The sequence below is a fragment of the Polynucleobacter sp. Nonnen-W13 genome, assembly GCF_018881735.1.
Lineage (GTDB): Bacteria > Pseudomonadota > Gammaproteobacteria > Burkholderiales > Burkholderiaceae > Polynucleobacter.
In genome coordinates this window covers 136518-161223 of sequence record NZ_JACVPU010000003.1, presented here as the reverse complement: position 1 = coordinate 161223, position 24706 = coordinate 136518, and the positions used below count along the sequence as shown (strand labels likewise).

At 45.4% G+C, this 24706-nt stretch carries 25 protein-coding genes and 1 tRNA gene; 12 read left to right on the top strand and 14 right to left on the bottom strand.

All coding sequences use genetic code 11. The features are described from left to right. The 6 genes from glyQ to ICN27_RS09315 are packed head-to-tail and all read right to left on the bottom strand — an operon-like array spanning position 1 to position 6530. The gene (gene glyQ / locus ICN27_RS09340; RefSeq protein ID WP_215308456.1) at positions 1-885 is read right to left on the bottom strand and encodes a glycine--tRNA ligase subunit alpha; all 885 of its coding nucleotides are present in this window, start codon (positions 883-885) and stop codon (positions 1-3) included. A gap of 60 nt (positions 886-945) precedes the next feature. After that, positions 946-2469, bottom strand: coding sequence for an apolipoprotein N-acyltransferase (gene lnt / locus ICN27_RS09335; RefSeq protein ID WP_255535102.1), 1524 nt, complete (start codon positions 2467-2469; stop codon positions 946-948). Between the two features lie 8 nt (positions 2470-2477). Then, the gene (locus ICN27_RS09330) at positions 2478-3317 is read right to left on the bottom strand and encodes an HlyC/CorC family transporter (RefSeq protein WP_215308455.1); all 840 of its coding nucleotides are present in this window, start codon (positions 3315-3317) and stop codon (positions 2478-2480) included. Between the two features lie 56 nt (positions 3318-3373). Next, positions 3374-3850: an rRNA maturation RNase YbeY gene (gene ybeY / locus ICN27_RS09325; RefSeq protein WP_216269832.1), complete on the bottom strand. Its 477-nt coding sequence runs from the start codon at positions 3848-3850 to the stop codon at positions 3374-3376. Between the two features lies 1 nt (position 3851). Beyond that, positions 3852-5210, bottom strand: coding sequence for a tRNA (N6-isopentenyl adenosine(37)-C2)-methylthiotransferase MiaB (gene miaB / locus ICN27_RS09320; RefSeq protein ID WP_216269831.1), 1359 nt, complete (start codon positions 5208-5210; stop codon positions 3852-3854). Between the two features lie 57 nt (positions 5211-5267). Then, positions 5268-6530, bottom strand: a complete 1263-nt coding sequence (locus ICN27_RS09315) for a putative Na+/H+ antiporter (protein WP_216269830.1) — start codon at positions 6528-6530, stop codon at positions 5268-5270. A gap of 81 nt (positions 6531-6611) precedes the next feature. Between ICN27_RS09315 and ICN27_RS09310 the strand changes: the two genes are divergently transcribed. Both ICN27_RS09310 and htpG read left to right on the top strand, forming a co-directional pair. Then, positions 6612-7022 carry a rhodanese-like domain-containing protein gene (locus tag ICN27_RS09310; RefSeq protein ID WP_216269829.1) on the top strand — a complete coding sequence of 137 codons (411 nt, stop codon included), beginning with the start codon at positions 6612-6614 and terminating at the stop codon, positions 7020-7022. Positions 7023-7112: 90 nt separating this feature from the next. Continuing rightward, positions 7113-9014, top strand: coding sequence for a molecular chaperone HtpG (gene htpG, locus ICN27_RS09305; RefSeq protein WP_216269828.1), 1902 nt, complete (start codon positions 7113-7115; stop codon positions 9012-9014). An 84-nt stretch (positions 9015-9098) separates the two neighbouring features. On the opposite strand, the gene ICN27_RS09300 is transcribed toward htpG, so the two are convergent. Together ICN27_RS09300 and ICN27_RS09295 are read right to left on the bottom strand one after the other, a co-directional pair. Further along, positions 9099-9386: a glycine zipper domain-containing protein gene (locus ICN27_RS09300; RefSeq protein WP_215308449.1), complete on the bottom strand. Its 288-nt coding sequence runs from the start codon at positions 9384-9386 to the stop codon at positions 9099-9101. 47 nt (positions 9387-9433) lie between these two features. Beyond that, the gene (locus ICN27_RS09295; RefSeq protein WP_216269827.1) at positions 9434-9796 is read right to left on the bottom strand and encodes a Rap1a/Tai family immunity protein; all 363 of its coding nucleotides are present in this window, start codon (positions 9794-9796) and stop codon (positions 9434-9436) included. Between the two features lie 138 nt (positions 9797-9934). Between ICN27_RS09295 and ICN27_RS09290 the strand changes: the two genes are divergently transcribed. From ICN27_RS09290 to ICN27_RS09280, 3 genes are read left to right on the top strand one after another with little or no spacing between them, the layout of a single operon-like run. After that, positions 9935-11137 carry an ammonium transporter gene (locus ICN27_RS09290; protein WP_216269826.1) on the top strand — a complete coding sequence of 401 codons (1203 nt, stop codon included), beginning with the start codon at positions 9935-9937 and terminating at the stop codon, positions 11135-11137. A gap of 35 nt (positions 11138-11172) precedes the next feature. Next, positions 11173-11697: a gamma carbonic anhydrase family protein gene (locus tag ICN27_RS09285; protein WP_216269825.1), complete on the top strand. Its 525-nt coding sequence runs from the start codon at positions 11173-11175 to the stop codon at positions 11695-11697. Positions 11698-11717: 20 nt separating this feature from the next. Next, a complete protein-coding gene (locus ICN27_RS09280) occupies positions 11718-12647 on the top strand; it encodes an AEC family transporter (RefSeq protein ID WP_216269824.1) in 930 nt (309 codons plus the stop codon). Here ICN27_RS09280 and maiA read toward each other — a convergent pair. After that, a complete protein-coding gene (maiA, locus tag ICN27_RS09275; RefSeq protein WP_216269823.1) occupies positions 12618-13298 on the bottom strand; it encodes a maleylacetoacetate isomerase in 681 nt (226 codons plus the stop codon). The two genes, ICN27_RS09280 and maiA, sit on opposite strands and share 30 nt — an antisense overlap. Positions 13299-13379: 81 nt before the next feature. On the opposite strand from maiA, the gene ICN27_RS09270 reads away from it, so the two are divergent. After that, positions 13380-14009: a trimeric intracellular cation channel family protein gene (locus ICN27_RS09270; RefSeq protein ID WP_215308443.1), complete on the top strand. Its 630-nt coding sequence runs from the start codon at positions 13380-13382 to the stop codon at positions 14007-14009. Here ICN27_RS09270 and ICN27_RS09265 read toward each other — a convergent pair. The 4 genes from ICN27_RS09265 to ICN27_RS09250 are packed head-to-tail and all read right to left on the bottom strand — an operon-like array spanning position 13996 to position 18722. Next, positions 13996-15594 (bottom strand): gamma-glutamyltransferase family protein, encoded by a 1599-nt coding sequence (locus ICN27_RS09265; RefSeq protein WP_216269822.1) that lies wholly within the window; start codon positions 15592-15594, stop codon positions 13996-13998. The two genes, ICN27_RS09270 and ICN27_RS09265, sit on opposite strands and share 14 nt — an antisense overlap. A gap of 37 nt (positions 15595-15631) precedes the next feature. Further along, positions 15632-17077, bottom strand: coding sequence for a TRAP transporter large permease subunit (locus tag ICN27_RS09260; protein ID WP_216269821.1), 1446 nt, complete (start codon positions 17075-17077; stop codon positions 15632-15634). Continuing rightward, a complete protein-coding gene (locus tag ICN27_RS09255; protein ID WP_215308440.1) occupies positions 17074-17616 on the bottom strand; it encodes a TRAP transporter small permease subunit in 543 nt (180 codons plus the stop codon). Before ICN27_RS09255 ends, ICN27_RS09260 begins: the two co-directional genes overlap by 4 nt. Positions 17617-17636: 20 nt before the next feature. Next, positions 17637-18722, bottom strand: a complete 1086-nt coding sequence (locus ICN27_RS09250; RefSeq protein WP_215325756.1) for a TRAP transporter substrate-binding protein — start codon at positions 18720-18722, stop codon at positions 17637-17639. 304 nt (positions 18723-19026) lie between these two features. Here ICN27_RS09250 and ICN27_RS09245 point away from each other — a divergent pair, with 304 nt between their 5' ends. After that, the gene (locus ICN27_RS09245; RefSeq protein WP_215325755.1) at positions 19027-20697 is read left to right on the top strand and encodes an MFS transporter; all 1671 of its coding nucleotides are present in this window, start codon (positions 19027-19029) and stop codon (positions 20695-20697) included. Between the two features lie 79 nt (positions 20698-20776). Here ICN27_RS09245 and ICN27_RS09240 read toward each other — a convergent pair whose 3' ends face one another. Beyond that, positions 20777-21388, bottom strand: coding sequence for an MOSC domain-containing protein (locus ICN27_RS09240; RefSeq protein ID WP_216269820.1), 612 nt, complete (start codon positions 21386-21388; stop codon positions 20777-20779). A gap of 41 nt (positions 21389-21429) precedes the next feature. Here ICN27_RS09240 and ICN27_RS09235 point away from each other — a divergent pair, with 41 nt between their 5' ends. From ICN27_RS09235 to recA, 5 genes are all read left to right on the top strand, one after another. Then, entirely contained in the window at positions 21430-21840 is a 411-nt protein-coding gene (locus ICN27_RS09235; RefSeq protein ID WP_216269819.1) for a hypothetical protein, read from the top strand. Positions 21841-21940: 100 nt separating this feature from the next. Continuing rightward, on the top strand, positions 21941-22753 hold the full coding sequence (locus ICN27_RS09230; protein ID WP_370624502.1) for a fumarylacetoacetate hydrolase family protein: 813 nt from the start codon (positions 21941-21943) through the stop codon (positions 22751-22753). Positions 22754-22823: 70 nt separating this feature from the next. Then, a tRNA-Met gene (locus ICN27_RS09225) sits at positions 22824-22900 on the top strand. A 65-nt stretch (positions 22901-22965) separates the two neighbouring features. Further along, on the top strand, positions 22966-23499 hold the full coding sequence (locus ICN27_RS09220; RefSeq protein ID WP_216269818.1) for a DUF2878 domain-containing protein: 534 nt from the start codon (positions 22966-22968) through the stop codon (positions 23497-23499). A 117-nt stretch (positions 23500-23616) separates the two neighbouring features. Further along, a complete protein-coding gene (gene recA, locus ICN27_RS09215; RefSeq protein WP_046330807.1) occupies positions 23617-24705 on the top strand; it encodes a recombinase RecA in 1089 nt (362 codons plus the stop codon). Position 24706: the final 1 nt, after the last annotated feature.

Here is a 24706-nt window from a genome sequence, read left to right as displayed (position 1 = left end):
TTAGGCTTTAGATTGACGTTGGCACATCGGGAATCCCAATTTCTCACGAGACTCAAAGTAAGCCTGCGCTACTGCGCGCGAGAGATTACGGATCCGTCCGATATAGGCTGCACGCTCGGTAACGGAGATAGCGCCACGGGCATCCAGTAAGTTAAAAGTATGTCCTGCCTTCAGTACCATTTCATAAGCGGGTAAGGCTAATGGCACTTCCATCAAACGTTTGGCTTCACTTTCATAGTTAGTGAAGTTTGCAAACAAGAGATCGGTGTTGGAGTGTTCAAAGTTATAGCAAGACTGCTCCACTTCATTCTGGTGGTACACATCACCATAAGAGATGCCATCTGCCCAAACGAGGTCGTAAACGTTAGAGCAATTTTGGATATACATTGCCAAGCGTTCAATACCGTAGGTGATTTCGCCTAAAACAGGTTTGCAGTCAATGCCGCCCACTTGCTGGAAATAGGTGAACTGCGTTACTTCCATGCCATTGAGCCAGACTTCCCAGCCTAAGCCCCAAGCACCTAAAGTTGGATTTTCCCAATCATCTTCAACAAAACGCACATCGTTTTGTTGAAGATCAAGACCCAAGGCAGCAAGCGAACCTAAGTAGAGCTCAAGGATATTTTCTGGTGCGGGTTTCAGTACTACCTGGTACTGGTAGTAGTGCTGCAGGCGATTTGGATTTTCTCCGTAGCGACCATCCTTGGGTCTACGTGAGGGTTGGACGTAAGCTGCTTTCCATGGCTCAGGGCCAATGGCTCTCAAGAAAGTAGCTGTATGAGATGTACCGGCACCGACCTCAAGGTCAATAGGTTGCAATAGGGCGCAACCTTGTTGGTCCCAGTAATCTTGGAGTTTAAGAATAATTTGCTGAAAAGTAAGCATGATTTACCTGGCTAAGTCTTTGATTTTACATGGCTAAGCAAGCCAACTAGGAAATTGCGATTAGATGCGTTTTTGGCGAATGAGGCCCAAGAGGAGCAAGAGGCATGAAAGACTCAGAATAGGTAGATTTCCCCAAAATACGTAAGGAGTTGTGCCTGAGTAGGCTTGGATCTTCAGGCTGAGCACTCCTTGTGTAAATTCATCGAGTTGTGACAGTACTTTGCCATCTGGCCCGAGCGCTGCCGTGATGCCTGTATTAGTGGCACGTAAGGCTGGAAGGCCAGTCTCTAAGGATCGTAACTGGGATAACCGCAACTGCTGAGCTGGTGCTTGAGAATCCCCAAACCAGGCTAGATTGGTCATGTTGATTAATAGGTTGACGGGTTGACTGCTGTGATGAATGCGGGAGGCTAATTCACCGCCAAAGACATCCTCATAGCAAATCGTAATGGCTGCATGAATCACATCTTTTCCAGAGCGAATAATGCTGAAAGGAGCTTGGTCTAGCTTGCCTCGTGCGAAGTCGCTCATAGGTACGTTAAAAGCATTTACAAACCAATGAAAGCCGGGCGGAATAAATTCTCCAAAAGGCACTAAGTGTGATTTGTCATATTGATAGCTTGCTACCTTGGGAGAGAGTCCAAGCGCACGGTTGGTGTACTGCACCCCAGCAGAATTACCCGTCTCTCCAATTAGGCCAAGTAAGACATTGCTAGAGGTATTAGTAGAAAACTGTTGGAGTGATCCCAATAAGCCAGCAGGCAAATTGCTTTGGGGCCAAGGATAAGCAGTCTCTGGAGTGATGATGAGATCGGCTGATTGACTCTCAATGGCATTGGTATAAAAACTAAATTGCTCTTCAATGGCTTTGGGATTGAATTTAAGGCTCTGCTCAAAATTACCTTGAATTAAACGAACACTGAGTGGTTCGCCAATTGGTTTTGTGAAAGTCCAGAGGCTAGCAAGTTGCGCAAGGGTAATGGCAGCAATAATGCAGGCACTACTAAATAAGATATTTTTCTTTAGTTGGCTGATTTCCCAGGAGACCCACACCACTAAAAATGTGCATGCCAGACCGCCGAAGAATGGCGCTATTGGTGCGAAGGGGCCATTGAATTGTGCCTCAGCAAATCCCATCCAAGGAAAGCCAGTTAACACTATGCTGCGCAGATATTCAATCATTGCCCAAGAGGCCGCTAGTACCAAACCCGTCAGGCGCCGATGTCTTGTTAGGCAGAGGGAGAGAGAGGCGCCGGAGAAAAATAAAGCCATTCCAGCAGCCAATAAAAATACCGCTGTGCAAGAAAGAACAGCATGCATTCTGCCTATGTCATGCAGGCTAATGTAGATCCACCACAGACCCAGAACAAAGTAGCCTAGTCCAAATAACATACCTAAAAAAAATTGATTTTTAATCGAAGGGCTTAACTGCTGATCCATTCGCCACCAAATTAAACTCAAGATGGGGATCTGTATCCAGCCTCCAAGAGGTAGTTCTGCTACAGCGGCTAGTAAGACTCCAAGAAAAAATAACAGCAATGCATTGGCACTATTACGAAGCCTTGTTGATTGCAAATCAATCAAGATGATTCTCAGGAGGGTTGTTTCGGGAGCTGTCGCGCAAGCAGAATATGAATCTGTCTCGGATCAGCACGCTGAACCTCAAATTCAACCCCGTCAATTTCAATCAGTTCACCCATCTTCGGTACTCGACCAAGATGCTGAATGACTAAACCGGCAACCGTTTCAATACCTTCAACTTCAAATTGCGTACCCAGGGTCTCGTTAAATTGCTCGAGCTCAGTAATGCCTTTCACGCGAATATCACCATTGTCTAAAGAGATCAGGTTATCTGCCTCTTCATCAATATCGTGCTCATCTTCAATGTCGCCAACAATTTGCTCAAGCACGTCTTCAATTGTAATAACGCCAGCGACGCTGCTGTATTCATCGACGACAATGGCTAAGTGATTGCGGTTATCTTTAAAGTCTCGTAGCAACACGCTTAAGCGCTTAGATTCAGGAATAAATACGGCAGGGCGAAGCCAATCGCGCACCTGAAAATCTTTTTCAGTGGAGTGACGCAATAAATCTTTCGCCAGCAGTATGCCAACCACATTGTCACGAGTACCTTCAAATACGGGGAAGCGTGAATGAGCGGCAGTAATCACACTTTTGATGATTTCCGACAAAGGCTGGCTAATGTCAATCCAGTCAATCTGCGCTCTGGGAATCAAAATATCGCGAGCACATAATTGCCCTACTTGGAATACACCCTCAATCATGGAGAGGGCATCTGCATCAATTAAGCCCTCTGTCTGGGCTTCTCTGAGGGTATCAATCAGTTCTTGACGACGTTCAGCTGGGCTGCTTGGCTGTGGCGTTAAAAAATCAGCCAAGCGTTCTAGAAGGGATTTGTTGGGGTCAGGCATATAGCAAGAATATCGCAGAAATAAGTAAATTCAATGAAGGAGGCATTAGGGACGCCTTAAATGGGTGCGTAGGGATTAGTAAAGCCCAAAGATGTTAGGAGGACGATTTCTTTGTCTTCCATTTTCTTTGCTTCTTTGTCGCGCTCATGGTCAAGACCTTGGGCGTGTAAGCAGCCATGTATTACTAGATGGGCTAAGTGCGCCCTCATAGGCTTACTTTGCTCTAATGCCTCTTTTTGAATCACGGGGAGGCAAAAAATAATGTCGGCAGTCACAGTCTTGTTGCTGAGCTCGTAGGAAAAAGTGAGGACATTAGTTGCGTAGTCTTTACTACGAAAGGCAAAATTCAGTTTTTTCCCTTCAGCTAAATTAACAAATCGTAAGGTGATCAGACCATTTAAATGAACCGTTGCTTTTACCCATTTTTTGATTGCTGCTGAAGAGGCTAACGCAAAAACTTTTTCTTCAATTGCTGCACTGGCAAACTGAATATCTATCTCTAATTTAGAGGGGGATGATTGCTTGGTAGACATCTTAATGGACTTGCGGAGCAGTGAACTCACTGATGAGATCACCTCGCAGCGTGTAATTGAGTACTTCAGTGATGCGGATGTCCACCATCTGACCGATGAGTAATTCAATATCTGTATCTGGCGCAGTAAAGTGAATTACCCGGTTATTTGCAGCACGACCTTGCAGATTTACGCCATCCTTTGCTAAGCCTTCAACAAGAACCCGTTCAGCGCTACCCAACATGTTTTTGCTAATTTGATTTGCTTGAGATTCAACTAGTGCCAGTAAGGTTTGCAGTCGCTTGAGTTTGACCTCATAAGGGGTCTCATCACTGAGATTAGCTGCCGGTGTGCCTGGACGTGCGCTGAAGATAAAGCAAAAGCTATTATCAAAATTGAGTTCTTCAACCATTTTGAGCAGTTTTGCAAAGTCTTCATCGGTTTCGCCAGGAAAGCCCACAATGAAGTCACTAGAGAGCGTCAGGTCGGGCCTCACAGCGCGCATCTTGCGAATAATACTTTTGTACTCAAGGGCGGTATAGCCACGTTTCATTGCAGATAAAACGGAGTCTGATGCATGTTGCACTGGAAGATGTAGGTGACTCACCAGCTTAGGAACTTTTGCGTAGACATCAATCAAGCGCTGAGTAAATTCCTTTGGGTGGCTAGTGGTAAAGCGAATTCTTTCAACGCCTGGTATTTCTGCGATGTATTCAATCAGTAGTGCAAAATCTGCAATCTCTTCCGTATTACCCATTTTGCCAAGATAAGCATTGACGTTTTGACCGAGTAAAACAATTTCTTTCACGCCTTGTGATGCAAGGCCGGCCACTTCTGTTAATACGTCATCAAAGGGACGCGAAACTTCTTCGCCACGAGTGTAAGGAACCACGCAGTAGCTACAGTACTTTGAGCAGCCTTCCATAATAGAGACGTAGGCTGAGCCGCGAGTTTGACGAGAGGCGGGTAGATGATCAAACTTTTCTATTTCTGGAAAAGAGATGTCAACTTGAGGTCTGCCGGTTTCGCGACGTTGTGTAATGAGATCAGATAAGCGATGCAGTGTTTGTGGACCGAAAACCACATCTACAAAAGGAGCTCTATTAATAATTTGTTGACCTTCTTGACTGGCAACACAACCGCCAACACCAATCAATAAATCGGGTTTGCTTTTCTTGAGCTCACGCAGGCGTCCTAAGTCAGAAAATACCTTGTCTTCCGCTTTTTCACGAATCGAGCAAGTGTTCAATAGAACCACGTCTGCATCTTCGGGGGTATTAGTCATGACCATGCCTTCATTGGCATGTAGGAGGTCAGCCATCTTGCCCGAGTCGTACTCGTTCATTTGGCAGCCAAAGGTTTTGATATAGAGCTTTTTCATATGCCGTTCTCAGGTTTATAGCTGGGGGCGAAGCTGAGATTTTACGGGATAAATCGCCTAGAGCAGGCGTAGAGCCAGAATCGCAACAATGGTTGGTGGAATAGCGGCTATGAGTAGTAAGCCTGCCGAAACAGCTGCATTTGGGAAGTAACTACGCAAAATAGCCAGTCCAGCAGGGTTAGGAGCATTGGCGATGACTGTGAGGCCGCCGCCTGCTACTGCGCCGCCAACTAAAGCTAACTTGAATTCTGGGGAAGTACCCTGCACTAGTGAGCCTAAGTACGTGAGTGCTGCATTATCGGTAATCGCAGTTAATGCCAGGCTGCCATAGAAAACGGCCGTTGGGCTCATGTTTTCCAGAATTGGCTGTAGCCACCAACCTTGCAGTCCGCCGAGCACTACGAGTCCGGCCAAGAAAAAGCCAACCAATAAAGCCTCGCGCAAAATCAGTGGGTTTTGATGTTTTGGATAAGCCGTGGTGTAGCCAATGAAAAAGAGTAGTAACCACATGAAAATTACTGGGTCATGTGCAAAAGCGACGATACCCAGTAAAAAAAGTAGATGAATGACTGTAATGGTGAGTGGAATACGAGTCTGATCTGCTTTGCTGATGGGCTCAATTAATTGCTTGTGAAAGAGCAGCGTTACGATTGTTGCATTAATAAAAATGGCGATCATCGCTTCAAGGCCAAAGTTGGCAAACATAAAAGCGCTACTCCAGCCCCAAGTGGATGCCACCATAAGCACCGGTGGTGCTGCAAAATTAGTTAGCGTGCCACCGATTGAAATATTGACGAACAGCACACCTAGAGTGCCGAACAGTAGTGGGGTTGAGCATTTATGGCGATAGACTAGGTCACGTAATAAGAATGCTGCCAGCGTCATTGCTGCAGGTTCAGTGATTAGCGAGCCTAACAACGGTGTGATGCTGAGGGTCAAGAAATATAGTGTAGGAGCTTGCTTAGTGCGCAAGAGGAGTTGAATTAGCTTGCCGAGTTTGTGAAGCAGCTGAGTGGCAAAATGCAAAATTGGCTTGCTACCAGCGACCACCATGATGGCAAAAACAAATAGCGGCTCGGTGAAGTTGCGTTTGTTGGCGTACTCTTTTGCTGTGGCTAGATCATTAGCAAGCCACATAAAAATAATGAGGATGGCCGCCCAAAATCCAAAAACGATTTCTACTTCGCCAAGGAGATGCCATAAGCCAGCGTGCTTTGGAGATTTTTTAGCAAGCGCTTCAAAATACGAAGTACAAAAGGTATGGAGTACTGCAATGGCAAAAATAAGGCTGGCACCAAGCTCGGTAGGGGTAAAGTTCATAAGTACATATTATCAGGGCAGAGTCGATATATCGCTCTTCATAACGACCAAATAAAAGTATTAGTAATTTAGGAGATTTTCATGAAATTGAAATTAGGCTATCAAGAATTAATTGCCAATGCGATGTCACAAATTGAGACCGTTCCATTGGAGCAAGCCCAGCAATTGCTGGATGATCTGAGCACGGTATTTGTAGATATTCGGGACGTGAGGGAGTTAGAACGTGATGGGATGATTCCGAATGCAATTCATGCGCCGCGCGGCATGTTGGAATTTTGGGTTGACCCAGACAGTCCTTATTTCAAGCCGGTTTTTGGTGAGGGCAAGCGTTTAGTGCTCTATTGCGCATCCGCATGGCGCTCTGCCCTGGCAACAGAAACCCTTCAAAAAATGGGAGTGCCCGGTGTTTGTCATCTCGAAGGCGGTTTTAGCGCCTGGAAAAAGGCTGACTTGCCTGTAGCTGAGAAACATTCAAAGCCACCCTCCGTCTAAATTTCTAGAGCTAGGGATCTTGAAATAGATTAAATAAGCCCCACTTACGTGAGGTGATGTTCATTGATTAAGAGGGAAGAGGGAATACGCATGACTGTAGCTAGCAAAGAAACTTTAGGCTTTCAGGCCGAGGTAAAACAACTTTTACAACTGATGATCCATTCCTTATATTCCAATAAGGAAATTTTCCTACGCGAGTTGATCTCGAATGCATCTGATGCTTCAGATAAGCTGCGCTTTGAAGGGATTGAGCATCCCGAGTGGTATGGCGATGATCCTGATTTGAAGATCAAAGTCAGTTTTGATCAGGCTGCCAGAACCGTGACTATTGCTGATAATGGCATCGGCATGAGCCGCGATGAAGCCATTGCAAACTTGGGCACCATTGCCCGCTCGGGTACGAAAGAATTTTTTTCCAAGCTATCCGGCGATCAGCAAAAAGATGCCGCTTTAATTGGCCAGTTTGGCGTAGGTTTTTATTCAGCATTTATTGTGGCCGACCGCATTACTGTAGAGACGCGTCGTGCTGGTCTGCCGGCGACCGATGGGGTTCGTTGGGAGTCTGATGGTTCTGGCGAATTTACGGTTGAAAGTATTGATCGCCCTCAACGTGGAACATCGATCACGATGCATTTACGTGAAGGTGAGGACGATTTCCTTTCTACCCATAAGCTCAAGTCGATCATACGTAAATACTCTGATCACATCTCTTTGCCGATTCAGATGAATAAAGAAGAGTGGGATGCGGATAAAAAAGAGCAAGTGATTAAAGATGAGCTTGAAAGTATTAACCAGTCAAGTGCTCTATGGGCGCGCTCTAAGGCGGAGATTACTCAAGAGCAGTATGACGAATTTTATAAGCACTTGTCTCACGACTACGAAAATCCATTGTGCTATTCCCTAAATCGGGTTGAAGGCCGTAGTGAATTTACACAGCTACTATATGTCCCTGCACGCGCACCATTTGATTTGTGGGATCGTAATAAGCGTGGTGGTATTAAGTTGTATGTGAAGCGGGTATTCATCATGGATGATGCCGAGCAATTAATGCCGATGTATCTGCGCTTTGTCACTGGTGTGATTGATTCAACTGATCTGCCTTTAAACGTTTCCCGTGAGATTCTCCAGGAATCACGTGATGTCAAAATCATTCGCGAAAGCTCTACCAAGCGTGTGCTCAGCATGTTAGAGGATCTGGCCAATAGCGATGATGAAGCTAAGAAAGAAAAGTACCGCACCTTCTGGACTCAGTTTGGACAAGTGCTCAAAGAAGGTGTTGGTGAAGATCAGCCAAATCAAGAGCGCATCCTAAAGCTCTTGCGTTTTGCAAGTACACAGATGGATTCTGCGGATCAAACTGTTTCCTTGGCTGAATATATTTCACGTATGAAGGAAGGTCAGGACAAGATTTATTACGTGACTGGCGATACTTTTAATGCTGCTAAAAATAGTCCGCATTTAGAAATCTTCCGCAAGAAGGGTGTCGAAGTGTTGCTGCTTACTGATCGAGTGGACGAATGGATGCTTTCTTTCTTTGCTGAGTTTGATGGCAAGCAGATGACCTCAGTAGCAAAGGGTGGTCTTGATCTCGGTAACTTAAGTGACGAGAACGAAAAGAAGGAGCATGAGGAAACTGAGAAGAATTTCAAAGGCTTACTCGATCGTATGAAAGCGGTATTGGAAGACAAGGTGAAAGATGTGCGTGTGACCTTCCGCTTGACTGATTCTCCAGCTTGTTTAGTCTCTGATGAGAACGAGCTTTCTGGAAATTTATTGCGCATGCTTAAAGCGGCGGGCCAGCAAGCGCCAGACACTAAACCTATTTTAGAGATCAATCCAGAGCATCCTTTGCTCCTCAAGTTGAAGTCAGATGATCAGCACTTTGATGAATGGACTCAGGTTTTGTTTGATCAAGCTCTTTTGGCAGAAGGTGGCCAATTGAATGATCCGGCCGCTTATGTAAAGCGTATTAATCAGTTGCTACTGTCTTAAATGACTGAAGTCTTAAAGAAAAACCCGACTTGCATTACGCAGGTCGGGTTTTTTTGATTTTCTTGCTACTAGAAATATTCAGTATTACTGAGGAGCTTTAGCTGGTTGATTATTTTTTCCAGCGTTATATCCAGAGTTGTACTCAGAAGCCTGCTCTTTTTTGTAGGCATCGTATACGTAACCAGAAGCTGCACCAACTGCTGCGCCACCGACTGCACCCCAGATTGGGTTGCCGTGGAAAATAGCTGTACCAACTGCACCAGCAGCTGCACCGATACTGGCGCCAGATAAAGTACGTTGTTCTGTATTGCTCATATTTGAGCAACCTGCGATTGCTAGAGTTGCGGCAGTAATGGCGATCATTTTTTTCATATCAACTGTTCCTTAGTCTATAGATTGAATTGGCTAAATAATTTTGATTATTTTTTGGCACAAGGGAAGCGTGATGCCAAGAAGCCCAAGAAAACACCTGCTGCTGGTTTGTCAGCAGTTTGTTGGTTGGATTGCCCAAATTTTACAAATTCACCAATTACTTCATCACGTGACGGCGCTGGTTGCTTTACACAAATATAGGGTTTTGCGCGCTGTGGATGGCGTGTAGCCAAATAGGTATCGTAAATGGCAGTTGTATAGCCTACGCAAAAGCTGCGGGATTCAGGACTTGCTGGCAATTTACAGACGTTAACAAGCTCTTGTGTGCTCAGGACCTGAATTTTTTCTTGAGCCTGAGCTAAGCCAGAAAATGCCCCTAAAGCAGCTAATAGAACTAAAACTTTTTTCATGGGTTCTCCCTTGGGTGTATGTAAATTTGATAATAAACCATATTCAAGGCCTTAAATTGCACTAAATAAGTGCATTAATATCGAAATTCTGTCTCGATATTCCCCATAATGATGCAAAAAACATGGGGAGTTATTTCAGTGGAAACTTTGAAATCAGGCAGTGATGTCTTATTTATTTTGCTCGGCGCCATCATGGTTTTGGCTATGCATGCAGGATTTGCATTTCTTGAGCTCGGCACTGTGCGCAAAAAAAACCAAGTTAATGCTTTGGTCAAAATCCTAGTGGACTTTGCAGTATCAACCATTGCCTATTTCTTTATTGGGTATAGCATTGCTTACGGCGTTGATTTTTTCTCAGGCGCTGAAATCTTGGCCGAGAAAAATGGCTATGAACTAGTCAAATTCTTTTTCTTACTGACTTTTGCTGCTGCTATTCCGGCAATTATCTCTGGCGGTATTGCGGAGCGTGCGAAGTTCAATCCCCAGCTGATAGCTACTTTTATTCTGGTGGGTTTCATCTACCCCTTCTTTGAAGGCATTGCCTGGAATCAGCATTACGGTATTCAAGCGTGGATTAAGACGCTGACTGGTGAGGAGTTTCATGACTTTGCGGGATCGGTTGTAGTGCATGCGGTCGGTGGTTGGATCGCATTGCCAGCAGTCATTCTCTTGGGCGCTCGTCGCGGTCGCTACACCAAGGATGGCAACGTTGCAGCGCATCCACCATCTAGCATTCCATTCTTGGCATTAGGTGCCTGGATTTTGGCGGTAGGTTGGTTTGGATTTAACGTCATGAGTGCGCAGACTATAGATAAAGTCAGTGGCTTGGTGGCCATGAATTCCCTCATGGCGATGGTTGGTGGTACTTTGGCTGCATGGGTAATTGGTCGCAATGACCCAGGCTTTACTTATAACGGGCCGCTAGCTGGCTTGGTAGCAGTTTGTGCTGGCTCAGATCTAATGCATCCAATGGGCGCCTTAGTAGTTGGCTTAATTGCTGGTGCTCTCTTTGTATATATGTTTACTTTGGTGCAAAACCGCTGGAAGATCGACGATGTGTTGGGCGTCTGGCCACTTCATGGTTTATGCGGTTTATGGGGTGGCTTGGCTGCGGGTATTTTTGGGACAAAAGCACTAGGCGGTCTTGGCGGAGTGACTTTCTTAGGGCAGTTGATTGGAACTGGCTTGGGGGTTGCAATTGCCCTTATTAGTGGTTTTGTAGTTTATGGATTGCTAAAAGTTGCTTTAGGTATCCGCATGTCACAGGAGGAAGAGTACGAAGGTGCCGATTTAAGTATTCACCGGATTTCTTCTACTCCTGATCGTGAGCCTAACTGGTAGGCTGTCATAAATATAGCCATTACCTATAATGGGTCATGGCTATATTTGAACTAGATGGAAATGCTCCTCGCTTAGACGACGGAGCTTGGGTTGCCGAGAGCGCAGAAGTGATTGGTAGAGTCGAGCTTCACAAAAATGCGAGTGTGTGGCCCAAGGTCGTGATCCGTGGCGATAACGATCTGATCCAAATAGGTGAGGGCAGTAATGTTCAAGATGCTTCTATCTTGCATACTGATCCTGGCTATCCCCTCATCCTCGGAAAGTACGTTACTGTTGGACATCAAGTAATGCTCCATGGTTGCCAAATAGGCGATGGTAGCTTGGTGGGCATTGGCGCAGTCATTTTGAACGGAGCCAAAATTGGCAAGAACTGTTTGGTAGGTGCCGGCGCATTAGTCACAGAAGGCAAAGAATTTCCTGATGGCTCGATGATTTTGGGTTCACCCGCCAAGGCAGTGAAGTCACTAACACCAGAGCAGATTGCGGGTATTGAAGATATTTCTGGTCGTTATGTCAAAAATGCGCAGCGATATCAGCAGACTCTGAAGAAAATTTCCTGATCTAAAAAAGCCCATCTAAATTGTTCTACGTTTTTAATGTTGTCTTTCCGGTATTTGCCCTTATTTTGATTGGCTATGCTTGTGGACGTACGGGCAAATTAGGTGAGAGTGCATCCATCGAGTTAAATCGCTTTGTCGTTTGGCTTGCGTTACCTGCGCAGTTATTTAATTTCGCATCGAGTAGTGGTTGGCAAACACTTTGGCAGCCTGGCTTTATTACTGCTTTCTTTCTAAGTTGCTTGCTAGTATTTACTTTGGTAATGGTAGTTAGCTGGGTTCGCAAGCGAGATTTGGCAGCCGCTAGTTTTTCAGGTTTAAGTGCGTCTTACTCCAACACGGGATACATGGGTATTCCGCTCTGTGTTTTGGCGCTTGGTCAAGATGGTTTGGCGCCAGCAATTATTGCGACCTTTATTGTCTTTGTGATGTTTGCTATAGCCACAGTACTCATTGAGGTTGGCATACAGTCCCATAAAAAATCCCATGAAATTATTTGGAATGTACTGCAGTCGCTTTGCACTAATCCACTATTGATTGCCCCAGTGGCAGGTTTACTATGGTCATCTACAGATTTGGTTCTATATGACCCATTAGCGCAAGTCATCGCTTTCTTAGCTACGGCTGCAACACCCTGCGCATTAGTTTCTATTGGGCTGTTTTTGATACAAAAAGAAAAGTCAGCATCACAGCAGGCGTGGGGTATTAGCGTCGCAAAACTCATTATTCAGCCGCTAGTCGCTTGGTTGATTGCCGGGCCAATCTTAGGTTTATCGGACTTATGGGTGAGTGCTGTAGTGATACTAGCCGCACTTCCTACTGGTACCGGCCCATTTATGTTGGCTCAATATTACAACGCAGATGGTCGAATTATTTCTCGAGTAGTGCTTTTAACTACAGTGGGATCTTTGCTAACACTGTCTTTATTCCTGTGGTGGAGTAAAAGGGTTTAATCCCTCAGCATCGATTTGCTTTTCCCAGGATGCATCAATAAATGCAGGTAGTGTCATACATTGATGAAATATTTTCATGAGTGTTGGGTAACTCGTCATATCGATCTTTGCACTGAGTGCATTAAAAATTTGCGGCACTAGGCAAATATCAATCAAGCCAGGCTGATCTCCACAAGCAAAACGACCCACTCTCATATCTACGTTTAATTGCTTTTCTAGGCTTTCTAACCCCAAAATCATCCAATGATGACTCCAGGTATCTTTTGCCTCTGTACTCACGCCCATGGTTTTCATGAGATAGCGCAATACCCTGACATTATTCAGTGGGTGAATTTCCATGGCGATATCCATGGCTACTGAACGCACCCACGCTCGATCGATTGCAGTTTGAGGTAGTAGCGGAGGATTTGATCGAACCTCTTCTAGATATTCAATGATGGCAAGCGATTGGTGAATGGTGTGAGAACCATTGGTATAAAGGGGCACTAAGCGATTGGGATTTTTTTTTGCATACTCACCAGCAGTTTGGGCGCCTCCACTTTGAATAATATGAATTGGAATCACCTCATAATCTAGACCCTTTAAATTGAGTGCAATGCGCACCCGAAAGGCTGCCGAGCTACGCCAAAAACTATAAAGCTGAGTTTTCATAACAGTTTCCTTAATGACATTCCCCTGAGTATATTGAGGACTTCATTGATTGGGTGCTATCGGTGATTTAGACTAGACGCTATGGATCAAATTAATTTCTGGATTGGCATCATTGCTACGGTGGCTTTTGCAGTCACTGGTGTACTCGTCATTGCTGATCGGGGCGTTGATCTTTTTGGCGTCATGGTATTGGGTGTGATTACTGCCATTGGTGGCGGAACTCTCCGCGACATCATTTTGGATGTCCCTTCATTTTGGTCGATTGCGCAAATTTACATCTGGGTAGCCTTGGGGGCGTGCGTCGTGACTTTTATAGCGGAATCTTTTTTTACGCAGCCGCAGATTTATCGCTGGATGCTCTATATCGACGGCCTGGGTGCTGCTTTGTTTGGTATTCAGGGTGCTGATAAGGCTTGGAACTTAGGGTTTGGTTTACCAGTTGCCCCGGTGATCTTAGGTGTAGTGACGGCTATCGGTGGTGGCTTGTTGCGGGATATTTTGGCCGGTAGAAAAACTTTACTCATGTCGCATGAGCTATATGCAATCCCCGTCACTTTGGGTTGCTTCATTTATGTTCTGATTCTGAATTTTTCCCCCGAATACACACTCGAAGGATCGGTGCTTTGCATGCTCGCTATTTTTGGATTACGCGCAGCTGCCATCTACTGGGATCTGCGCGTACCCAAATTATTTATTACTAAAACGCGCTAACGGCGCCATCACTGCGGGGATCCCAACCGCCATGCAAGGTACCAGAAGGATCGCGAATAATACAACCAGCGTGGCCAACGGTTTCATCAAAGGCATCGAGCATTTCAATCTCGTGTCCGAGGGCATGTAGTTCTTTAGCAACCCATGGACTAAAGCGCGATTCTAATTTCAAGCTATCACTAGTTTGTCCCCAGGTTCTACCAAGTAACCAGCGTGGGCGACTGATAGCGTCCTGAGGATCAAGTCCATAAGTTGCGGTGCGAGTGAAGACGGCACACTGAGTCTGTGGTTGACCATCGCCACCCATAGTGCCGTAGACCATCGATCGACCATCCTTGAATAAAGCCATCGCCGGGTTCAATGTATGGAATGGTTTGCGATAGGGTTCAAGGTGATTGAGTGTTTTTGGATCCAGCGAGAAGCTGCATCCGCGGTTCTGCCAGTTCACACCAGACTTGGGCAATACGATGCCAGCGCCAAACTCGTGATAAATACTTTGAATAAAGGAAACGCAATTTCCATTGCCATCAACCACGCCCATCCAAATTGTATCGGCTGGTCCTTTACCCTGACCCCAAGGCAGTGCCTTTTCAGGATCAATATTTTTTGCCAATTTCTTTAAGAATGCAGGATCTAAGAAAGACTGCGCATTTTTTATCATATACGCTGGATCGGTGACAAATTGATCGCGTACCTTAAACGCCTGTTTGGTAGCCTCAACACAGTGATGAACATACTCAGGACTATCGACTTTGAATCGTTTGAGATTGAGTTGATCCAAGATGCCAATGATCATCAAAGACACAACGCCTTGGGTTGGCGGCGTCATGTTGTATACATTGCCTGTGCTGTGCTTGAGCTCAAGCGGGTCAATCAGTTTCGCTTGATGGCGATGAAGGTCAGATAGTCTCAGAGGGCTACCAATCTCTGTAAGCTCTTTTGCGAGTAATTCAGCTAAATCGCCACGATAGTAATCTTCTGTTCCCTTGCGAGAGATTTGCCGCAGGGTTCTTGCAAGACGTTCTTGTTTAAAGATGCTGCCCACTTCAGGGGCTTTACCGTTCACTAAAAATGTCTCTGCAAATCCGGGAATGGGGCTTAACTCTACCCTCTTTTTCTCGGTCAAACTTGACTGACTGTGAGTAACCGGGACTCCAGCTTCAGCATAGTGAATAGCATCTGCCAGCAAGCGGGAGAGTGGAAGTCTTCCACCTAAACCTTGTTGTGATAGTTTCTGGGCGGCGCCCCAACCAGAGATGGTGCCTGCAACTGTATTGGCTGCAATGGCACCTCTAAAAGGAATGGCCTTGGTGATTCCACGCTCCGCATACCACTGTTTAGTCGCTAGACCAGCGGCTGCACCACAAGCATCAATGCCACCCATCGCTTTACCGGGAGAGTGAACTACCCAGAAAGAGTCACCACCAATCGAGTTCATGTGGGGGTAAACAACGGCAATGGTTGCTGCTGCTGCAATCATTGCCTCTAATGCATTACCGCCTTCACGTAGTACCGCTAATGCCGATTCAGATGCTAGTGAGTGTGGCGCTACCGCCATCCCTCGAATTCCCCATTTTTGTTGCATTACCAAATCCCTTTGACTGCTGTCTCAATAAGTATTGTTATTTATTCTCTCGTAGCTGACGTTCAATGTCAGAGCTGGAGTCTACCGTAATCTCATTTTGCTCTACACCAGCTAATGGATCAACCGATGGACCGCTAGCATCAAAGACAGCAGCAGGTTTATCAACAAAATAGGTCACAGTTTCTGGGATAAAGATAATGATGGCAACCAATATGAGTTGTAAGCCAACCCAAGGTAGCGCCCCATAGTAGATATCCGAACTTTTGAGAGATTTGGGTGCAACCCCACGCAAATAGAACAATGCAAAACCAAATGGCGGATGCATGAACGAAGTTTGCATATTAGCGCCCAGTAGAACGCCGAACCAAATCAGATCAATGCCAAGCTTTTCGGCAACTGGTGCCAATAAAGGGATGATGATGAAGGCAATCTCAAAGTAATCTAGGAAGAAGGCTAAGAAGAATACAAATAAGTTCACCGCAATTAGGAAGCCAACTTGACCACCTGGTAGGCCAGATAGCAGGTTCTCAATCCATAGATCACCATCCACTCCTCTAAATGCAAGTCCAAATACAGTTGAGCCAATCAAGATAAAGATCACCATGGCATTGATGCGCATAGTGGAAGTCATTGCTTCCCAAACCAGTGCTTTTTGCAGACGCTTATTCATCGCTGCCAGAATTAAGGCGCCAACTGAGCCCATTGCGCCACCCTCAGTCGGTGTAGCTAGACCCATCAAAATAGTGCCCAATACTAAGAAGATCAGGGCAATCGACGGGACAATTCCCCAGAGAATTTTCTTGAGTAACTTCCAATCAATTTTCGGACGAGCTTCTGGTGGCAGCGCTGGTACGTCTTGTGGTCTAAAGATCGATAAAAAGAAAATGAACAAGCAAAAGAGCGTTACTTGGATGATAGATGGGCCGATAGCACCGGCATACATATCGCCAACAGACTTACCCAATTGGTCTGCCAGCACGATCAATACCAATGATGGAGGAATCAATTGGGTGATCGTGCCAGAGGCTGCGATCACACCAGTTGCTACTCGTGGGTTATAGCCGTAACGCAACATTACTGGTAATGAGATTAATCCCATGGCAATGACGGACGCTGCCACTGTGCCAGTAATAGCACCCAAAATTGCGCCAACAATAATCACTGCATATGCAAGACCGCCACGGATCGGACCAAATAATTGCCCCAAGCCCTCAAGCATGTCTTCTGCTAAACCACACTTTTCAAGAATGGCTCCCATAAAGGTGAAGAAGGGGATCGAGAGCAATAGATCATTTGAAAGAATTCCAAAGACCCTGTCTGGCAGTGCTTGCAAAAAGGTGGGCTGGAACATGCCCATCTCAATGCCGATAAAAGAAAAGAATAAGCCAACTGCGCCAAGTGAAAAGGCTGCTGGATACCCAATCAATAAAAATATAATTAAGCCCCCAAACATAATGGGGGCCATCAGATCATGACTAATCATTGCAAAGGTCTTTCGTACTTAGGATCGATTTTGATCACACCAATAATGGCTGCGTATCGTTTGATAATTTCAGAGAGACCCTGAAGGGTCAGCAAGAAGAAGCCTAGAGTAATGGCACCTCGGACTGGCCAGCGAATCAGGCCGCCAGGATTGCTTGAGGTTTCATTCTGAATAATGGATGTGATGAAAAATTCCCAGGAGTAGTAGCCAATGATGATGGTCACTGGTAGGAAGAAAATAATGCCACCCCAGAAATCTAACCAAAGACGAACTCTGTTGGGATAGAGCGCATAGAGCACATCTACCCGAACATGTTCATTTAATCGAAACGTAGTGGCGGCACCAAACATCACCATTCCAGCAAACAAATACCACTGCGCTTCTAGCCAGCCATTCGAACTGACATTAAAGCCGTACCGGATCAGCGCATTTGCGGTGCTGACCAGTACGGCAATTAATACCAACCAACTCGCAAAGACACCAAAACGGTCATTTAGGCGATCAACGAAACTTGAAAAAACTAATAATTGTTTTGGCATATCAACTTATCGGTAGGTTCTTATTTGACTGGGTTGCTTAGCATGAAGCTCATGAGCGTTTGCTCTGCAACCTTATTCCACAGCATTTGGTCATTACGGAACTTCTTCCATGGCTCATAAATTTTCTTGAACGATGGATTTTTGGCAGCCTCTTCTTCATACATCTCGAACGCGGCAGTAGAGGCTGCTTTCATGATCTCAGTTGAGTAAGACTGGAGCTTGACTCCATTCTTGATGAGGCTTTGTAGGGCGATCGGATTTTTGTAATCGTATTCAGCCATCATGTCGATATTGCATTCTGCACATGCGGAGGTAAATGCCTCTTGATATTGCTTAGGCAATTTTTCCCATTCCTTAATATTGACGTACATGGAATACATTGAGCAAGCTTCCCACCATCCTGGGTAGTAGTAGTAAGGCGCAATTTTGTAAAAGCCTAATTTCTCATCGTCATACGGACCAACCCACTCAGCCGCATCGATAACACCTTTTTCTAGGGCGGGGTAAATATCGCCGCCAGCGATTTGCTGAGGGATTGCGCCTAGGCGTGACATGACTTCACCACCTAAGCCTGCAATACGCATTTTTAGGCCTTTGAGGTCAGCAACTGTTTTGACGGGTTTCTTGAACCAGCCACCCATTTGTGTCCCGGTATTTCCTGCAGGGAAGGAGACGATGTTGTAATCACGCAAGAATTCACGTTGGAGCTTTAAGCCTCCACCCCAATACATCCAGGCATTTTGCTGGCGTTGGTTCATACCGAAAGGTACGGTGGTATCAAACGCAAAGGTTTTATTTTTTCCAACGAAGTAATAGCCAGCCGTATGAGTGCACTCAACAGTACCTTGTTGAACCGCATCTACCGTACCAAACGCGGGAACAATCTCACCAGCACCAAAAATACGGATTTGAAACTTACCATCAGTTAGTGCGGCAACGCGCTTGGAAATATATTCGCCACCACCGTAAATCGTATCTAAGCTTTTTGGAAAGCTAGAGGCGCAGCGCCACTTCACTTCAGGCATGGACTGCGCAATTGCAGGAGCTGCTAGTACACCAGCAGCTGCGCCCAATGCAGTTTTGCTTAAAAAGTCACGTCTTTTCATTTGTATAGCTCCTTAATTAGTTATCTTTTTAGTGCGCTGCCAGATACTGACCGCTCATGCCATTAAATCGGGATACCGTTGGATGCTCATTTACATTTGCACCTAAATTGGGCGGCTTGCAATATCTTGGTGCAAACGCCTGCTTAGAGAATGCATCGAATGCGTTGCAACAAATCCACATTTATGGGGAAAACCCCGATCTAATTTGATGGGGAATTACCCTAAGTAGTGGATTTCTTTGATTTTTTTCAAAGCATAATCGCCTAGTTGTTTTTTATTTAATAAAAATAGTTAGGAGCTACTGATGTCAACATCAACTAAAGCAGCCCCAATGACCGCTGAAGAACGCAAAGTTATTTTTGCTTCCTCTTTAGGTACGGTTTTTGAGTGGTACGACTTTTATCTTTACGGTTCATTGGCCGCGATTATGGCCAAGCAGTTTTTCTCTGGCTTAGATGCAGGTTCTGCCTTCATTTTTGCATTGCTTGCGTTTGCTGCCGGCTTTATCGTTCGCCCATTCGGCGCATTGGTATTCGGTCGCCTAGGTGATTTGATCGGTCGTAAGTACACCTTCTTGGTAACGATCATGCTCATGGGTGGCGCAACCTTCATCGTAGGCCTATTACCTAACTATGCAACTATCGGTGTTGCTGCCCCAGTGATCTTGATCGCATTGCGTATGCTTCAAGGTTTAGCTTTGGGTGGTGAGTACGGTGGTGCTGCTACTTATGTGGCGGAGCATGCTCCTCACGGTAAGCGTGGTGCATACACAGCTTGGATTCAAACTACAGCAACATTAGGTTTGTTCTTGTCCCTGCTCGTGATTTTGTTCACACGTGAATTTACAGGTCCAGACTTTGATGTTTGGGGCTGGCGTGTTCCATTCCTTTTATCCATCTTGTTGTTGGCCGTTTCTGTTTACATCCGTTTATCGATGAACGAATCTCCAGCTTTCAAGAAGATGAAAGATGAAGGCAAGTTGTCTAAAGCGCCTTTGACAGAGTCATTCGGTCAATGGAAGAACTTGAAGATTGTGATCTTGGCATTGTTTGGTCTGGTTGCAGGTCAAGCGGTGGTTTGGTACACAGGTCAGTTCTATGCTTTGTTCTACCTCACTCAAGTATTGAAGGTAGATCCTAAGACTGCGAACTTGTTGATTGCTGCTTCATTGGTAATCGGTACACCATTCTTTGTGATCTTCGGTTCTTTGTCAGACAAGATTGGCCGTAAGGTCATCATCATGGGTGGTTTGTTGCTTGCCATCATTCTGTACATCCCGAACACACCAGTTTCCTTGTTTAATGGCTTAACCCACTTTGCTAACCCAGCGTTAGAAAAGGCAATGGCGACTGCACCAGCAAGTATTACTGCTGATGTGAACGAATGTACTTTCCAGTTCAACCCAACAGGTACTGCGAAGTTCACTAGCTCTTGCGACATTGCAAAGCAGGTGATGGCTTCTAACTCTGCAAGCTACACAACTATTGCTGGCCCAGCCGGTGGTACTGCTGTTGTGAAGATTGGCGACACAGAGATTCAGGGCTACTCCGCTAAGGGTATGGCTCCAGCTGATGCGAAAGCAAAAGATGCTGAGTTCAAGAAAGCCATTCGTGATGCATTGAATGCTGCTGGTTATCCTGCAAAGGCTGACCCTGCTGGCATCAACCATGCAGCAATTCTTGGTATCTTGGTAATTTTGGTGATCTTGGTAACCATGGTTTATGGCCCAATTGCAGCGATGTTGGTTGAGTTATTCCCAACCCGTATTCGTTACACCTCTATGTCCTTGCCATACCATATTGGTAACGGTTGGTTTGGCGGCTTGATGCCAACAATCGCCTTTGCCTTGGTTGCGCAAAACGGTAATATTTACTACGGTCTCTGGTACCCAATCATCATCGCTACGGTGACATTGGTAATCGGTACACTGTTTATTAAAGAAACTAAAGACGTAGATATTTACGCTAAAGACTAAGTTTCATTAGTCTGTTTCAAAAACTAAACCCGACCACTCTGTGGTCGGGTTTTTTATTGCCAAAAATCAATCACAACAATTAATCCCAAAGATCTTTTTGATTGCCCCGATTAAAGAGGGCTTGATTTTGATCCGCAATGGATGTCAGTCTTTGGCCTGGCAGGACCGTAATCTCGGCACCAGCTGCGAGTGCACCAGTTTGATTGACGCGTAGATACCATCCACTAAAGCCTGATTGCAACATAGCTTTGGCAGCGCCCTTGTATTTCATCTTCGCATTGAACTTAAAGCAGGGTTCGCGTAGCTTGACTACAGTAAATTCAAGGGTGCCAATGCGCATTTGATCCCCAACAAATATCTCATTTTCTAGCAAGCCTTCAATCGTGAAGTTTTCACCCAAAGCACCTAGGGGGAGATCGACTAATTTTTTAGTTTCGCGGGAAAGTAGTTCGTTCCAAAAGGCATAGTGCTCCATTGGATAAACGTAAATCGCTTTTTCAATGCCGCCATGCACTGATGGATCGGCTTGCTCATCGCCCACAACACCAAGTCGAGTAATTTCTATAGGGGCAGGGGAGACGAGATTACTGATCGATTTTTTTTCGATAGCCGAGGCTACGGTGGAGTAATTTGGGTGATGAGACGCAAAGAGCGGCAGTACTTTGCCGGTGGATATAGAGAGTAGTCGCATAAGTGTTTTGGCTGATAAGATGAAATGAACTCAGAAAGTAAATGATGCCTTTGTATAGATTATTCATAGTAGCAATTCTTTGGGTGCTTACCAGCCAGATAGCACTCGCTAAGTGGGATGAGGAGCGGGATGTCACCACTAATGGCAAAGATGAATTGGTCTACTATTACAAGACAAATGACCTGGGGCAAAAGCTGGTCTTAGATAAGTATGTCAAGCGCCTGATTTTTATTCAGCCTGACCGCCTATATAAGCGCACTATTCGACTGATCAAATTAGATGGGCAATCTATTGAGGTAATGAGCGATCCTTTTTCTCGCTTTCCAGAGCAAACGGCGATTACTTTTGAAAACAAAGATGAGGTCTTAAAGAAACTCTTTTTATCCAAAAAAATTGAAGTTTTCGTACGCTATAACCGGGATGAGGCGGTGAGCGTCTTTCAGATTAAGTAAGGCCGTATCTTTTTGTTGGTGGTAATTATGCTGGGGGTTTTCCTGATATACATATTTAGTAATGGGATTACGATAACTTATCTTTTTAAAGGGGTTGGGCATGTCAAATCAAGAAAACGATCTTCTTAGTCGACGTAATGCGATTAAGTTTGGTGTTGCATCACTCTCCACGGCGGGCATGGTTACCGCTGCTCAAGCTCACAAGTCGGGTGACTCAATCCAGACCCCTTTTGTAGTTGCGCAAACACTGATACCCATTGCGGGGAGTGACGCTGAATTTCCTGTACGTCGTATTTATTGTATCGGTAGAAATTATGCAGCCCATGCACGTGAGATGGGATCTGACCCTACTCGGGAGCCACCATTCTTTTTTCAGAAGCCAACAGATGCCATTCAGTTCGTAGCGCCTAATAAGCTAGTGGATCATCCCTATCCATCGCTGACTAAAAACTATCACTACGAGGTTGAGTTGGTTGCAGCTCTCAATAAGGGTGGAAAAAATATTTCTGTAGAGAAGGCGCTGGAGCATGTCTTTGGGTACGCTTTGGGTTTAGATATGACGCGCCGTGATTTACAACGCTTTATGGGTGACCAGAAAAAGCCCTGGGAAATTGGTAAATCTTTTGATTACTCTGCCCCTATTGGACCGATTTTTCGGGTGGGTCAGGTGGGCCACTTTACTAAAGGCACAATTTCACTTTCTGTAAACGGTGTTGTGAAACAGAAGGCCAATTTAGATCAAATGATTTGGTCGGTAGCAGAGCAAATTGCCAAGCTATCCGAGGCGAATGAATTATTTCCCGGCGATATCATTTATTCTGGCACCCCTGAGAATGTTGGGCCAGTGATTCGTGGAGATGTCATTCGATGCGCTATCGATAATTTGCCGGATTTAAGCATTAAGATCGTCTGATGCTCTATGTTTATCAGTTCAAAGTAGATTAATTGAGCATTCTGACCAAATAAGCTAAAATCTGACCTTCGGCGATTTAGCTCAGTTGGTTAGAGCGATGGAATCATAATCCACAGGTCCGGGGTTCGAATCCCTGAATCGCCACCAAATCAAGAGGCCATTGCCCATCGGCAGTGGCCTTTTTCTTAGGTAATTTTGCTTGGAGCTGATCGATGGCTAAATTTTGGAATTTCGTGCTTTTCCAAATCGGTTGGTTTGCCTGCATTATTGGCGCTGCTAATGAGCAGGTTTTATGGCCCGTCATTGGCACCCTTTTCTATCTTGTCATACACATTTGGCGTTCAGAGCACTCAAAGCTAGAGCTAAAGCTAATATTTAAGGCGGTTATATTTGGAGTGAGTGCTGACACACTTATAGCTAATCTAGGCTTTCTGTACTTTAAAGACGCTTGGCCTAGCGCCTACTTATCCCCATTTTGGATGTGGACCCTATGGGCATTGGTGGCTAGCACTATTAACGGATCTTTATCCTGGTTGCGTGGCAGACCATGGCTGGGAGCGGTCTTGGGGGCAATTGCGGGCCCAATGTCTTATGAGGCTGGTATTCGCATGGGCGCAGGTTCATGGGGGCCCAATGGACAACTGGGGGGAATAGTGCTCTTGGCCATCATTTGGGGGGTTGCTATGCCACTCTTTTTCCATTGGCATAGTCGTCATGTCAGTGAGGGACTAATTCAAAAGCAGTAAATTCTTTTTAAAAGGCACTTGCAAATAGTACTGTTTTTATATACAGTAAGTTGCATGTTGACAAAAAACACAAAAAACTCGAAAAACAGCCTAACAAATAGTGAAAAGGGATCAAAAATGGCCTTGGACGATAAGAGAAAATCAGCCTCATCCGAATTTGACGGAATGAGCGGAGATAAGCAAAAAGCGTTGACTGCAGCCTTAGCGCAAATTGAAAAGCAATTTGGTAAGGGCTCAATCATGAGATTGGGTGATGCAGAGATTCATCAGGACATTCAGGTAGTCTCCAGTGGTTCATTGGGCTTAGATATTGCACTTGGGGTAGGTGGTTTAGCCCGCGGGCGAGTCATTGAGATTTACGGCCCAGAATCTTCAGGTAAGACCACGCTAACTTTGCACGCGATTGCCGAGATGCAGAAGATTGGTGGAACTTGTGCCTTCATTGATGCGGAGCATGCTTTAGATGTTCAGTACGCCTCACGTTTAGGTGTAGACGTGAATAATCTGTTGATCTCTCAACCGGACACTGGTGAGCAAGCCTTGGAAATTGCGGATGCCTTGGTGCGCTCAGGTTCAATTGATTTAATCGTAATTGACTCAGTAGCAGCATTAGTTCCAAGAGCTGAGATCGAAGGCGATATGGGCGACTCATTACCAGGCCTCCAAGCCCGCCTGATGAGTCAAGCTTTGCGTAAATTGACTGGTGCGATCAAGCGTACCAATACAACAGTCATCTTTATTAACCAGATTCGCATGAAAATTGGTGTGATGTTTGGTTCACCAGAAACTACAACTGGCGGCAATGCACTGAAGTTCTACGCTTCTATGCGCTTAGATATTCGTCGTATTGGTAGCATCAAGAAAGGCGATGAAGTAGTTGGTAACGAGACTCGCGTGAAAGTAGTCAAGAACAAGGTATCTCCACCATTCCGCGAAGCCATCTTTGACATCATGTACGGCGCTGGAATTTCTCGAGAAGGTGAAATTATCGATATGGGTGTTGAGGCAGATATCGTTGAAAAGTCAGGTTCTTGGTATGCGTATAACGGTGATCGTATTGGACAAGGAAAAGACAATGTGCGAGAGTTCTTGAAAGAGAATCCTGCCATCGCTCAAGATATTGAAGCCAAAATTCGTGCGAAATTAGGAGTAAAGACTGGCACAGCAATAGTCAGTGACGTTTTGAGCGAAGAAGAGGAAGCGTAAT